This window comes from Enterobacter sp. BIDMC 27, assembly GCF_000534415.1.
GTDB classification, from domain to species: domain Bacteria; phylum Pseudomonadota; class Gammaproteobacteria; order Enterobacterales; family Enterobacteriaceae; genus Enterobacter; species Enterobacter hormaechei_C.
This window is the reverse complement of sequence record NZ_KI973178.1, coordinates 3,717,586-3,730,698: the sequence shown is the minus strand read 5'-3', so window position 1 is coordinate 3,730,698 and position 13,113 is coordinate 3,717,586. Positions and strand designations below refer to the sequence as shown.

The window sequence follows — 13,113 nt, the reverse complement described above, 5'->3', positions numbered from 1 at the left end:
TTAAAGATAATCTGCCTGTGGCCGATATTTTATATAAATAATCATGCTTTATGTGTTAGGTTATATTCACCATAATAATGATTATCTTTATCAGAGGCTTCATTCAGTAAGTATGAGGGATATAGACTTTTTCACCTGGCGACGGGAATGCTTCCTCCGGTTTCAGGAAATGACCTGTGCCGAAGAGGTATATCAGGAACTTCAGCGACAAACGCAGGCGCTTGAATTCGATTATTATGCGCTTTGTGTTCGACACCCTGTGCCATTTACCCGCCCGCGAACCTCCGTCCATTCCAGTTATCCGCAACAATGGATGGCGCAATATCAGTCCGAGAATTATTTCGCCATTGACCCGGTGCTGAAGCCCGAGAATTTCATTCAGGGACATTTGCCCTGGACGGATGAATTATTCACGGATGCCCAGCAATTATGGGACGGCGCGCGGGACCACGGATTACGCAAGGGAATAACGCAGTGTCTGATGATGCCAAATCATGCGCTCGGTTTCCTCTCCGTGTCATGTACCAGCTTACAGGCACACTCGATATCCAGTGAAGAAGTTGAGCTGCGTTTACAAATGCTCGTCCAGATGGCGCTCACCACACTGTTACGCTTTGAACATGAGACGGTGATGCCGCCTGAAATGAAATTCAGCAAGCGTGAGCGGGAAATTCTGAAGTGGACCGCAGAAGGGAAGACGTCGGCAGAAATCGCCATCATTCTCTCCATCTCGGAAAATACCGTCAATTTCCATCAAAAGAATATGCAGAAGAAATTCAACGCACCGAATAAGATCCAGATAGCGTGTTATGCCGCGGCGACGGGGCTTATCTGACTGATATCACGTTCTGCGTGTCAGACGAGAAAACGGCTGAATGCTTTGCATCCAGCCGTTTTTGTTACTGGCGGTAGGCTTGTTTAATTTGCTTAACCGTATTGGCAAAAACAGCGGATTCCGCCTGGTCTTCCATCTGCGCGATCTGTTTTTCCATTTTAATGATCACACGACCAGCATCAGCCTGGCCCATCGCTTGTAGCATTAGCGTCAGCAGCGACTTCAGGCAGTTTACTTCCTGTGCCAGTTCCTGGTTATTCTCGGCAGTGGCAAATTCAGGTGTGCTCATTTATTTTCCTCATTATAAAACAGCGCATGAGCGCGACGATGAAAGTTAAGGCGGCGGAGTATACCACAAGCTACGGCAAAAAATGCAGTGGTTGTTTTTTATACTTATCGCGCAGTGATTATTGGGCGGCGCGGATTATGAAGGTACTCTGTCCAATATGTTAGCGACAATTAAATGTTTATCCCCGGTTCGCCATTCGTTAATTGTTGTTACAAAAAATCGCGCGCTCTTTTTCGTTTGAGTTAACAACTGTTTTAGTAACTTTTCGAATGTCGATGCTATAAAATAGAGGTAAAAGCCCAGCGGGCAAGGGTTTTCTTTCCACTTACTGTACAGCTTAATTTCCAAAAACGAGACAAGAATCGAATAGCCGATTTTTTAGCGTTTTAATCTTGCATGGAAAACCGTTAATATAAACCCAATTAGCAGTCAGTAGCGTTATCCCTATTCTGGAGACATTTCCTTTGATCAACGTCCTTCTTGTTGATGACCACGAACTGGTGCGCGCAGGGATACGACGCATTCTTGAAGATATAAAGGGTATTAAAGTTGCCGGCGAGGCGTGCTGTGGCGAAGATGCCGTTAAATGGTGTCGCGCTAACTCCGCAGACGTGGTGCTGATGGATATGAACATGCCCGGTATTGGCGGGCTTGAAGCCACGCGCAAAATCGCGCGCATGTTCGTTGATACCAAAGTTATCATGCTGACCGTCCATACCGAAAATCCGCTGCCTGCCAGGGTTATGCAGGCGGGTGCTGCCGGGTATCTCAGTAAAGGCGCCGCGCCGCAGGAAGTCGTCAATGCGATCCGCACCGTACACGCCGGGCAGCGCTACATCGCTTCTGATATTGCTCAACAGATGGCTCTGAGTCAGATTGAACCGGAAAAAACGGAATCTCCGTTTGCCAGTTTGTCTGAGCGCGAATTGCAGATTATGCTGATGATCACTAAAGGTCAGAAGGTGAATGAGATCTCAGAGCAACTGAATCTCAGCCCGAAAACGGTCAACAGCTATCGCTATCGAATGTTCAGTAAACTGAACATTCACGGTGATGTCGAACTGACTCACCTGGCCATTCGCCATGGTTTGTGCAATGCGGAGTCGTTAATAAGTCAGTGAGTGAAGCGTTCGATTCAAAAGCATTTCTGAAAACCGTCACCAGCCAGCCAGGCGTCTACCGTATGTACGATGCTGGCGGTACGGTTATCTATGTCGGTAAGGCGAAAGATCTGAAGAAACGCCTTTCCAGCTATTTCCGCAGCAACCTTGCTTCCCGTAAAACCGAAGCGCTGGTCGCACTTATACATAACATTGATGTCACCGTAACGCATACGGAAACGGAAGCGCTGCTCCTTGAGCACAACTATATTAAGTTGTATCAGCCGCGCTACAACGTTCTGCTGCGCGATGACAAATCCTATCCGTTTATCTTCCTGAGCGGCGACACGCACCCGCGGCTGGCGATGCATCGTGGCGCTAAGCATGCGAAAGGTGAATATTTCGGCCCGTTCCCGAACGGTTATGCCGTGCGGGAAACGCTGGCGCTTTTGCAAAAAATCTTTCCTGTTCGCCAGTGCGAAAATAGCGTTTATCGCAACCGCTCCCGGCCATGCCTGCAATATCAGATTGGCCGCTGCCTGGGGCCGTGCGTTGAAGGGCTGGTGAGCGAAGAAGAGTACGCGCAGCAGGTGGAATATGTCCGCCTGTTTTTAGCCGGGAAAGACGATCAGGTGCTGACGCAACTGATTGCCCGTATGGAAAAAGCCAGCGCGGCGCTGGAATTTGAGGAGGCCGCACGCATCCGCGACCAGATTCAGGCGGTGCGCAGGGTGACCGAGAAGCAGTTTGTTTCCAATACGGGCGACGACCTCGATGTTATCGGCGTAGCCTTTGACGCCGGTCTGGCCTGCGTTCATGTGCTTTTTATTCGTCAGGGCAAAGTGCTCGGCAGCCGCAGCTACTTCCCGAAAGTGCCGGGCGGCACTGAGCTGGGTGAAGTGGTGGAGACCTTCGTCGGCCAGTTTTATTTGCAGGGCAGCCAGATGCGTACGCTGCCCTCGGAGATCCTGCTCGACTTCACGCTCGATGATAAAACCCTGCTGGCGGAGTCGCTTTCAGAGCTGGCAGGCCGCCGGGTGAATGTTCAGACGAAACCGCGCGGCGATCGCGCGCGTTATCTGAAGCTGGCGCGAACCAATGCCGCCACGGCGCTGACCACCAAACTGTCCCAGCAGTCGACCGTCAGCCAGCGTTTAACCGCGCTTGCTACGCTGCTTAAGCTGCCGGAAGTGAAACGCATGGAATGCTTCGACATCAGCCATACGATGGGTGAGCAGACCGTGGCGTCGTGTGTGGTCTTTGATGCCAACGGTCCGCTGCGGGCAGAGTATCGTCGCTATAACATCACCGGCATTACGCCCGGTGACGATTATGCTGCCATGAACCAGGTGCTGCGCCGTCGCTATGGCAAAGCGATTGAAGAGAGCAAAATCCCGGACGTTATCCTTATCGACGGCGGGAAAGGGCAGTTGGGGCAGGCGAAGGCGGTATTTGAATCACTCGACGTGGAGTGGGATAAGAACCATCCGCTGCTGCTAGGGGTAGCGAAAGGGGCAGATCGTAAGGCTGGCCTGGAAACGCTGTTCTTTGAGCCGGAAGGCGAGGGCTTTAGCCTGCCGCCGGATTCCCCTGCGCTGCACGTGATCCAGCATATCCGCGATGAGTCGCACGATCACGCCATCAGTGGGCACCGTAAAAAACGGGCAAAAGTGAAAAATACCAGTACCCTTGAGACGATTGAAGGCGTCGGGCCAAAACGTCGCCAGATGCTGTTGAAGTATATGGGCGGATTGCAAGGATTACTCAACGCCAGTATGGAAGAAATTGCAAAAGTGCCGGGTATTTCGCAAGGGCTGGCAGAAAAGATCTACTACTCGTTGAAACATTGAGGGCTCTGTAGCAACATAGAGCTAAATTTTACTGACAACAGACAGTTACCGTCATCATGCGATTTAATATCCCTACGTTGCTCACTCTCTTTCGCGTTGTGCTCATTCCGTTCTTCGTCCTGGCATTTTACCTGCCGGTCGTCTGGGCGCCTTTTGCCTGTGCGCTTATTTTCCTGATCGCTGCCGTGACGGACTGGTTTGACGGTTATCTGGCGCGTCGCTGGAACCAGAGTACCCGCTTTGGCGCGTTCCTCGATCCGGTTGCGGATAAGGTGATGGTGGCAATCGCGATGGTGCTGGTGGCGGAACATTATCATACCTGGTGGGTAACGCTGCCTGCCGCGACCATGATTGGCCGTGAGATTATTATCTCTGCCCTGCGCGAGTGGATGGCGGAGCTGGGTAAACGCAGCAGCGTGGCGGTGTCCTGGATCGGTAAAGTTAAAACCACCGCACAGATGGCGGCGCTGGTATGGATGCTGTGGCGTCCGAATGCCTGGGTAGAGTGGGCCGGCATTGGTCTGCTGTGGGTTGCGGCGGTGCTGACGCTGTGGTCAATGCTGCAATATTTGAACGCTGCGCGCGGTGATTTGCTTGAACAGTGATCGTTTCGGCTTAATTTTCAGCAAACGATCCTGAGATGCAAAAAATAACGTTGACTCAAAACGTCATATCAGTAGAATGCAACGCATCGAACGGCGGCACAGTTAGCCGGACGACAATGAAATCAAGTGGTTAGGAAGTAGTTAAATAGTTACTTGATGACATGCGGGAATAGCTCAGTTGGTAGAGCACGACCTTGCCAAGGTCGGGGTCGCGAGTTCGAGTCTCGTTTCCCGCTCCAGATTAATGCATCGGCAGCTTGCGGGTGCAGGTCGAAAGACAACAGATTTAAGGCGCGTTAGCAAAGCGGTTATGTAGCGGATTGCAAATCCGTCTAGTCCGGTTCGACTCCGGAACGCGCCTCCACTTTCTTCCCTGGCCGGATGGTGGAATCGGTAGACACAAGGGATTTAAAATCCCTCGGCGTTCGCGCTGTGTGGGTTCAAGTCCCACTCCGGCTACCATGGGAAAAAGCAGAATAATCAAAGCAATAAGCAGTGTCGTGAAACCACCGAAAGGTGGTTTTTTTGTGCCTGCCATTCTGCTAATCAACAACCTTCATTTCTGACCCTCACGTAATAAAACAACGATCCTTTTCAACGGAATTAAACAGATACCCATTATGCTATCGTGTAGCGGGCGCGATTTGCAGTGTGAAGATTTGCAGGTTTGCGATCCTGATTCCCCATGCCATCACCTCATTTAAGGGACGCTATGTCTTTACCGCCATTGTATGCACTGCGTGCGTTTGAAGTTGCTGCGCGGTTGAATTCCTTCAGTAAAGCCGCTGAAACGCTCAATATTACACCGGGCGCGGTCAGCAGACATGTTCGTACCCTTGAACTGTGGTTCGACTGCGAGCTTTTCAAAAGGCAAGGTCCTCGGGTGGAGGTCACTGAAGCCGGGCGAGTGCTTGCCGGGCAGCTGAACGAAAGCTTCACGAGCATTGAATGGGCCTGCCGGGTATTTCGTAGTGAAAACCACCTGCTGCGGCTTAAAGCACCCAGTACCCTGACCATGAGATGGCTTCTCGACGTGCTGCGATCTTTTCGCAACAACCATGCAAAACCACAGGTTGAGATTGCCAGCGTCTGGATGGACATTGACACCGTTGATTTCAATCTTGAGCCCTACGATTGCGCCATTCTTCTCGGCAATGGGCGTTTTGGTGACACAACGGAAAGCCAACTGCTATTTCATGAATGGCTTATCCCGGTTTGTACTCCATCGCTTATCGAACCGGCCCGGCAGCGGCTTCCGCAATGCGATCTGATCCATCCTTCACCGGACAGACGTGACTGGCGGCGCTGGCTGCGAAGAACAGGATTGTTCCCGGGGCTCGATATGAGCAGCGGTATGGTGTTCGATACCCTTGAACAGGGAAGTATTGCCGCGATGAACGGGCACGGCATCGCTATCGCCGACCTGCATCTCACGCTTGATGCCCTGAAAAGTGGCCTGCTGGGCCTGCCTTTCAGGAAAGCTATCGCGACGGGGGATGGCTACTACCTCGTCTGGCCAAAAAATTCACTCAAAAGAGAGAGCATTCAGCATCTTCTGGCCTGGCTGCAAAACCATACCCCGGTCGTTCCGGCGCTGGATATCGATTATCTGGCATACGATGACAGTCGGATTTATTAATACCGTTATGAATAAGATATATTTGCCATCTTTTTATAACGTTCTGGCAAAGCGCTGTTCAGGTTGAGCACCTTATCCAGAATATAAAATGCTGGCGTGTTTTTCTGTTGCTCAGCGTCAATAATTGCCGCACGTAATAGCGTGGCGGCAGACGAAATCTTGTGAAAATAGTCCTCAGACTCGGGCGTCTGTAATTCACCAGAAGTGGCGTAACGCACGTCCGGCCAGCCAGAGAAGTTGAGCAGCGGGAGAGGGTTGCCTGCTTCGGGCTGACAGGATGAAAGCAACGCAGCTGCTTTTTGGGGATCGCGATAGGCAACTGAAAGCATATACGCGCGCTGCGAAAACGGTAACAGGGCGTCAGAATGATTTTTGGTGGAGATAAGCAGGGTCATAAAATTCGCTAAATCGCCATCTGATGGAGTTTCAGATGGCGATATAATTTTTATTAATTGAAATAAAGCATCAAGTGTCATGTTTGCCCCGGTTCCTCTCATTATGACTATTCAGTTTGCGCCTGAATGTTTTAATTGGCCCACCGTCAGGGTAGGTCGAGAGGATAATATTGGAAGGCGTGCGTTTTTGAAAAACGATTAATAATGGCAATCACTGTGAGTTTTTCTCACTATAGCCTTTTCATTTCACACTCCACCCAGATACGCCTTCCTCACCTCCGGATCCTTCAGCAACGCCTCGCCGCTGCCGCTTAACCGAATCTGCCCGTTAACCATCACATAGCCGCGGTCGGACAACTTCAGCGCGTGGTGCGCATTCTGCTCGACCAGAAAAATCGTCATTCCGTTACGGGCCAGTTCGCGCAGCGTCTGGAAAATCTGTTTAACCACGATTGGCGCGAGGCCGAGGCTGGGTTCATCCAGCAGCAGAAGTTTAGGACGGCTCATCAGCGCGCGGGCGATAGCCAGCATCTGCTGTTCACCGCCGGAGAGCGTCATCGCCCGCTGGTTACGTCGCTCCTTGAGGCGGGGGAAGAGGTCGAACATGCTTTGCATATCTTCCGCTGCATGCTGATTGCCGACGGGGATTGTCCCCATCAGCAGGTTCTCTTCTACAGACATATCCGGGAAAATGCGTCGTCCCTCAGGTGCCTGCGCGATGCCACCGGTGGCAACATAGTGGGTGGATTTGTGGCTGATATCCTCGCCGCAGAAGAGGATCTGCCCGTTGCGGATCCGGGGCTGACCAAAGACAGACATCAGTAATGTTGACTTCCCCGCGCCGTTAGCGCCAATCAGGGCCACGGTTTCCCCTTTGTTAACCTCAAGCGAAACCTGCTTCAACGCCTGGATCACCCCGTAGAAAACATCCACATCCTGAAACTGAAGCATCGGTTCGCTCACAGATTTACCTCGCTTTCGTCGGTGCCCAGATACGCGGCAATCACTTTTTCATTGTGCTGGATTTCAGCCGGTTTACCTCTGGCAATCACATCGCCATGATCGAGCACAATGATGTCATCCGAAATGCCCATCACCATCCCCATATCATGCTCGATCAGCAAAACCGTAATGTCATGGTGGTCGCGCAGGAACCGGATGATCTCACTCAGCTTGTGCGTTTCCACCGGGTTCAGGCCGGCAGCAGGTTCATCGAGACAAATCATCTCCGGGCCGGTACACATGGCGCGGGCGATTTCGAGGCGTCGTTGCTGGCCATAGGACATTTCCCCGGCCAGACGGTTCGCGCAATCCACCAGATCCACCACCTCCAGCCAGTAAAACGCCCGGTCCAGCGCATCGTTCTCTGAGCGACGATACGCAGGGGTGTTCAGCACCCCCGCCAGCAGATTGCGGTTGACGCGCATGTGCTGTGCCACCAGCAGGTTTTCCACAACGGACATCTCGCGGAACAGGCGGATGTTCTGAAACGTGCGCGCAAGACCCGCGCGGTTCACCAGATGCGTGCCGCCAAACATCTTATAGAACAGGCGTTGACCAAGCTGCGCCGGGTTGAGCCAGTCGCCCGGCTGGAATTTCTGGCCGAGCACCTGAATGACATTGGTGGTTTTATTTCGTGCATTGAACAGAATGTTGCCGCCGGAGGCCCGGTAGAAACCGGTCAGGCAGTTAAAGACGGTCGTTTTTCCCGCGCCGTTAGGCCCAATGAGTGCGGTAATGGAGCCGCGCTGCACCTCAAGATTGACGTCGTTTAAGGCCTTGATCCCGCCGAAGTGCATCATCAGATGTTCTACACGTAAAATCGTTGCGTTCATGGCGCCACTCCTTTACGCACGGCAAATCCGCTGCGGTTGATGCGGATCAGACCGCGAGGACGCCAGATCATCATCACCACCATCAGCATGCCAAACAGCAGCACGCGATATTCCGCAAAGCTGCGCAGCAGTTCCGGCGTGACGGTCAGCACAAAGGCGGCCAGTACGACGCCGACGGTAGAGCCCATCCCGCCCAGGACCACAATGGCGAGGATCAGGGCCGATTCAAAAAAGGTGAAAGAGGTCGGGTTAACAAACCCCTGGTAGGTGGCAAAAAACACTCCGGCGATACCTGCCGTCGATGCGCCCAGGGTGAAGGCCGAGAGTTTGACCAGAACGTGATTTAGCCCCATTGAACGGCAGGCAATCTCATCCTCACGGAGCGCTTCCCACGCCCGTCCAATGGGCATTCGGGTCAGCCGGTGTTTAATGTACAGCACCAGCATGACTACCAGGAACAGCACCGCATAGATGAAGATAAACTTCAAGTTGGGGTTATAGGTCAGGCCGAAGAACTCGTGGAAGGGGACGCCGCCTTCTTTGGCGCGTCGGCCAAACTCCAGGCCAAAAAAGGTCGGGGCAGGGGCTGAAACGCCGTTAGGCCCGCCGGTGAAGGTGAGCCAGTTGTTCAGCACCAGGCGGATGATCTCGCCAAACCCGAGCGTGACGATGGCGAGATAATCCCCGTGCATGCGCAGCACCGGAAAGCCGAGCAGGGCGCCCGCGCCCGCGGCCATTAGCGCCGCCAGCGGCAGCATGCTCCAGAACCCAAGCCCCAGATACTGATACCCGAGCGCTAGCCCGTAAGCGCCGATGGCATAGAAGGCGACATAACCCAGATCCAGCAGCCCTGCCAGGCCAACAACAATGTTCAGCCCAAGACCGAGCAGGACGTAGATCAGTCCGAGAATGGCAACCGTCAGAACGTATTTAGTGGCCACAAACGGGAAGCAGATCGCCAGCGTGACAATTAGCGGAATGATCCAGCGCATGCGGCTTTTATACGCCGGCGGCCGGACATACACCCCCGCATTGTCGGATTCAAACCGTGCCTGTAAACGTCTTCCGGCCGCCGTAGCTGAAAAGGCGCTCAGTAAAAAGCGTCCCACCATCACCGTGCCTACAATCCACGCCAGCCGCTGGCCGTCAAAGATAAAGCTGTAACCATCCAGTATCACGCCCGCAATCGGGCCGAAAATAATCAGGGCGATCATTCCGGAAAAAATCGAGTCCAGAATGCAGCGCTTCAGGGAAAAACCGTCAGAGGTCATCGCGTTGTTCCTTACACTTTAGCCACGACGGGGCGGCCCAGCAGCCCCTGAGGACGAAAGATCAGAATTAAGACCAGCAATCCAAACGAGAACACGTCTTTATAATCCGAGTTCACCATCCCGGAGAATTGCGCTTCTGCGACGCCCAGAATCAGCCCGCCAAGCATCGCACCGGGCAGAGAGCCGATGCCGCCCAGCACCGCCGCCGTAAAGGCCTTGATGCCGATAACAAACCCGACGTAAAAATCAAAGGTGCCGTAATTCATGGTGATTAGCACGCCCGCCAGCCCGGCCATGGCTGCGCCGATAACAAACACCAGCGAAATAATTCTGTCGGTGTTGATACCCAGGATGGAGGCCATCTTACGATCCTGCTGTACCGCACGGCACATGCGTCCTAAGCGGGTACGGTTGATAATCCAGGTCAGCACCAGCATGCCCGCGAACGAGGCGATGAGAATAAAGACTTTGGTATAGGTTATCTGGACAAACCCTTCGCCGAGGTGAAAACGCAGCACGCCATCAAGCATGGTGGGCACGCCCTGCTGGCGCGGGCCCTGGCTGAGCTGGACGTAGTTTTGCAGTATCAACGACATCCCGATGGCCGAAATCAGCGGTGCCAGACGCGTCGAGTTGCGTAGCGGCTTATAGGCGATGCGCTCAATCGTCCAGCCATAAACGCCGGTGACCACGATGGTGAAAACCAGCGTCCCCAGGATCAGCAGCGGAAAGGAGTGGAGTCCAAAAAACGCCAGCAGGGCCAGGCCAATGGCCGAGAGATAGGCGGAGATCATATACACTTCGCCGTGGGCGAAATTGATCATACCGATGATGCCGTACACCATGGTGTAGCCGATGGCGATAAGACCGTAGACCGAACCCAGCGTTAAGCCATTAATTAATTGTTGCAGGAAGAATGTACTCATGGTCGCGCACCTGAATAAAGGGTTACGCCGACAGTCAGACCTGCCGGCGCTGAGCAGATTCCGTCCCGTTATGGCACTTCTTTATATTTGCCTTTGTCATCCCACTGATAGACCACGTAGTCAGAGACTTTGAGGTCACCTTTGCTGTCCCAGGCTTTTTTACCCATCACCGTGTCGACAGGGTTGGCCTTCAGCCACTCGCTGGCTTTTGCGGAATCCGTCCCTTTTGTGGCCTTGAATGCCGCCGCGATAGCCTGCACAGACGCGTAGGCGTAGAGGGTGTATCCTTCAGGTTCAAATTTACCGGTGCGGAATTTCTCGATGACGGCTTTTCCGTCCGGGATCAGGCGCGGATCTTTACCGAAGGTCATGTAAATACCGTTGGTGTATTGCGCCCCACCGGCGGCGGTGACCATCTCTTCATTGACGATACAGTCTCCCGAGAAGAACTTCGCCTGCACGCCCTGTTCACGCATCTGGCGAACCAGCGGGCCCGCTTCCGGGTGACAGCCCCCGAAGAACACCACGTCCGGTTTTTGTGCGCCGATTTTGGTCACCAGCGCGTTAAAGTCTTTCTCCCCGCGGGATAACCCTTCGTACATCACCTCCTTCACGCCGCGTTTAGCCAGCGCCGCCTTAGTGGCGTCCGCCAGCCCCTGGCCGTAGGTGTCTTTATCGTGGATGATGACCACCCGTTTGGCTTTCAGCTTATCAAGAATGAAATCGCTGGCGACCTGGCCCTGCTGGTCGTCACGTCCGCACATGCGAAATATATCGCTCATGCCACGTTCGGTAATAAGCGGGTTCGTTGAGCCGGGGGTGATGGAGAGGATCCCGGCATCGCTGTAGACCTCGGAGGCGGGCATGGTCGACGAGGAGCAGAAGTGGCCGACGACCGCTTTCACCTTATCCTGATCGACTAAGCGGTTGGCAACGGCGACGGCCTGTTTGGGCTCGCAGGCGTCGTCGCCCTGAACCAGTTTGATTTTCTCACCGTTGATCCCGCCGGCGGCGTTAATGTCTTCCGCCGCCTGCGTAGCGCCATGCCAGTATTGATCGCCGTAGGTTGCGTTCGGGCCTGTGAACGGCCCGGCCACGCCGATGACGATATCGGCCTGCGCGGAAAAGGCCGTCACCAGACAACCGGCCAGCACCAGGGAGAGGGGAGTTTTGGTAAATTTCAGCGACATTATTATGTTCCTTAGCAAAGAGGTTTTTGCACCAGGTATAAACCCGAACGCCTGATGGCATCGTAAATCCAAAAACAAGAGCGAGAACAAAATGCACTTTAGAAGCAATCTCATGCTTAATACGGCGAGGATCCCACGCACCGCGAAGCGCGCAGAACATTAAGCAAAAAGGTTGCCAGAATGGTTAATCCCTTGACCGGGTCACAACACGTTGAGTATAGAGCGCCGTTTTATGCGCCTTTGCGGGAGGAGATGAATTTACAGCGGAGATCACATCTCCTTAACAACAAAGCCCATAAGTTGTGCAACGGTCACGATTTGCACGTTTTTGCAGCAATAAAGACCTAAACTTCAGATAGGCACGCGCGGCGATATATGTCAGGATCGTTTTTTTTATCAGGAGTATCAGCAATGGCTGAAGGCCCATTAAATGAAAGCGAGATGGCGTGGCTGGAAGAGACATTAATCTCTTACGGTCACGACGATGCATCCGTGATTGACGTGTCCGAACTGGACGGCATGCTTACCGCAGTACTTTCCGGTCCCGTTGTGGTGGAGCCCGACACCTGGCTGGTGGCGGTCTGGGGTGGTGAGAAATATATTCCGCGCTGGAAAAACGATCGTGAGATGAACCGTTTTATCGATCTCTGCTTTAAGCACATGAACGATATTGCCGAGCGTTTGAGCGAATACCCGGATCAGTTTGAACCGCTGTTTGGCTATAACGACGTTGACGGTCAGAGCTATACCGTGGTGGAAGAGTGGTGCTATGGCTACATGCGCGGCGTGGCGCTGACGGACTGGTCATCCCTGCCGGAAGCGCTGGAAGCGGACCTGGCGGTGATTGCCCTGCACGGGACGGAAGAGAACAGCGAGAAGCTGGATGCGCTGACCGAAGAGGAGTACATGGCCAGCATCGAAAGCATTCAGCCTGCGGCGCTGCGTTTGTATAACTACTGGGTGGCTAACCCGCAGCAGCCGGAAGCGAAAAAGCCGATCGTGAACGGGTCGAAGGTGGGGCGTAACGATCCGTGCCCGTGCGGGAGTGGGAAGAAGTTTAAAAGCTGCTGCCTGCATTAAATCATTAATTACTGTGGCCTGAATGGGGCACGGGTGTTGAGTCCCCGCTAAAATCGGCGAACCGGAGACCAGATGACAAGGGCTGGACGCCATGGATG

At 53.5% G+C, this 13,113-nt stretch carries 13 protein-coding genes and 3 tRNA genes; 9 read left to right on the top strand and 7 right to left on the bottom strand.

Annotation, left to right across the window (positions count from 1 at the left end):
• Positions 1-112: 112 nt before the first annotated feature.
• Positions 113-835: a transcriptional regulator SdiA gene (gene sdiA, locus L463_RS05175; RefSeq protein ID WP_017384479.1), complete on the top strand. Its 723-nt coding sequence runs from the start codon at positions 113-115 to the stop codon at positions 833-835.
• Positions 836-899: 64 nt separating this feature from the next.
• Here the strand turns inward: sdiA and L463_RS05180 are convergent, their stop codons facing one another.
• Positions 900-1,124 carry a DUF2594 family protein gene (locus L463_RS05180; protein WP_003859644.1) on the bottom strand — a complete coding sequence of 75 codons (225 nt, stop codon included), beginning with the start codon at positions 1,122-1,124 and terminating at the stop codon, positions 900-902.
• A 464-nt stretch (positions 1,125-1,588) separates the two neighbouring features.
• Between L463_RS05180 and uvrY the strand changes: the two genes are divergently transcribed.
• The 7 genes from uvrY (at position 1,589) to L463_RS05215 (ending at position 6,318) form a co-directional block, all read left to right on the top strand.
• The gene (gene uvrY / locus L463_RS05185) at positions 1,589-2,245 is read left to right on the top strand and encodes a UvrY/SirA/GacA family response regulator transcription factor (RefSeq protein WP_017384478.1); all 657 of its coding nucleotides are present in this window, start codon (positions 1,589-1,591) and stop codon (positions 2,243-2,245) included.
• The gene (gene uvrC / locus L463_RS05190; RefSeq protein WP_017384477.1) at positions 2,242-4,074 is read left to right on the top strand and encodes an excinuclease ABC subunit UvrC; all 1,833 of its coding nucleotides are present in this window, start codon (positions 2,242-2,244) and stop codon (positions 4,072-4,074) included. The genes uvrY and uvrC overlap by 4 nt, the downstream gene beginning before the upstream one ends.
• Positions 4,075-4,130: 56 nt before the next feature.
• The gene (gene pgsA / locus L463_RS05195) at positions 4,131-4,679 is read left to right on the top strand and encodes a CDP-diacylglycerol--glycerol-3-phosphate 3-phosphatidyltransferase (protein WP_003859652.1); all 549 of its coding nucleotides are present in this window, start codon (positions 4,131-4,133) and stop codon (positions 4,677-4,679) included.
• Between the two features lie 163 nt (positions 4,680-4,842).
• Positions 4,843-4,918, top strand: a tRNA-Gly gene (locus L463_RS05200).
• A gap of 51 nt (positions 4,919-4,969) precedes the next feature.
• A tRNA-Cys gene (locus L463_RS05205) sits at positions 4,970-5,043 on the top strand.
• Between the two features lie 11 nt (positions 5,044-5,054).
• A tRNA-Leu gene (locus tag L463_RS05210) sits at positions 5,055-5,141 on the top strand.
• Between the two features lie 250 nt (positions 5,142-5,391).
• Positions 5,392-6,318, top strand: coding sequence for a LysR substrate-binding domain-containing protein (locus tag L463_RS05215; RefSeq protein ID WP_032104235.1), 927 nt, complete (start codon positions 5,392-5,394; stop codon positions 6,316-6,318).
• A 5-nt stretch (positions 6,319-6,323) separates the two neighbouring features.
• Here the strand turns inward: L463_RS05215 and L463_RS05220 are convergent, their stop codons facing one another.
• From L463_RS05220 to L463_RS05245, 6 genes are all read right to left on the bottom strand, one after another.
• Positions 6,324-6,794 (bottom strand): hypothetical protein, encoded by a 471-nt coding sequence (locus L463_RS05220; protein ID WP_032648789.1) that lies wholly within the window; start codon positions 6,792-6,794, stop codon positions 6,324-6,326.
• Positions 6,795-6,959: 165 nt separating this feature from the next.
• Positions 6,960-7,676, bottom strand: coding sequence for an ABC transporter ATP-binding protein (locus tag L463_RS05225; RefSeq protein WP_017384431.1), 717 nt, complete (start codon positions 7,674-7,676; stop codon positions 6,960-6,962).
• On the bottom strand, positions 7,673-8,548 hold the full coding sequence (locus tag L463_RS05230) for an ABC transporter ATP-binding protein (protein WP_015570244.1): 876 nt from the start codon (positions 8,546-8,548) through the stop codon (positions 7,673-7,675). The genes L463_RS05225 and L463_RS05230 overlap by 4 nt, the downstream gene beginning before the upstream one ends.
• On the bottom strand, positions 8,545-9,819 hold the full coding sequence (gene livM, locus L463_RS05235) for a high-affinity branched-chain amino acid ABC transporter permease LivM (RefSeq protein WP_032104234.1): 1,275 nt from the start codon (positions 9,817-9,819) through the stop codon (positions 8,545-8,547). Before livM ends, L463_RS05230 begins: the two co-directional genes overlap by 4 nt.
• A gap of 11 nt (positions 9,820-9,830) precedes the next feature.
• Complete coding sequence (locus tag L463_RS05240; RefSeq protein WP_003859667.1) at positions 9,831-10,745, bottom strand: ABC transporter permease subunit; 915 nt, start codon at positions 10,743-10,745, stop codon at positions 9,831-9,833.
• 68 nt (positions 10,746-10,813) lie between these two features.
• Positions 10,814-11,935: a branched-chain amino acid ABC transporter substrate-binding protein gene (locus L463_RS05245; RefSeq protein WP_003859669.1), complete on the bottom strand. Its 1,122-nt coding sequence runs from the start codon at positions 11,933-11,935 to the stop codon at positions 10,814-10,816.
• A gap of 411 nt (positions 11,936-12,346) precedes the next feature.
• Here L463_RS05245 and L463_RS05250 point away from each other — a divergent pair, with 411 nt between their 5' ends.
• Entirely contained in the window at positions 12,347-13,015 is a 669-nt protein-coding gene (locus tag L463_RS05250; protein WP_003859671.1) for a YecA/YgfB family protein, read from the top strand.
• Positions 13,016-13,113 lie beyond the last annotated feature (98 nt).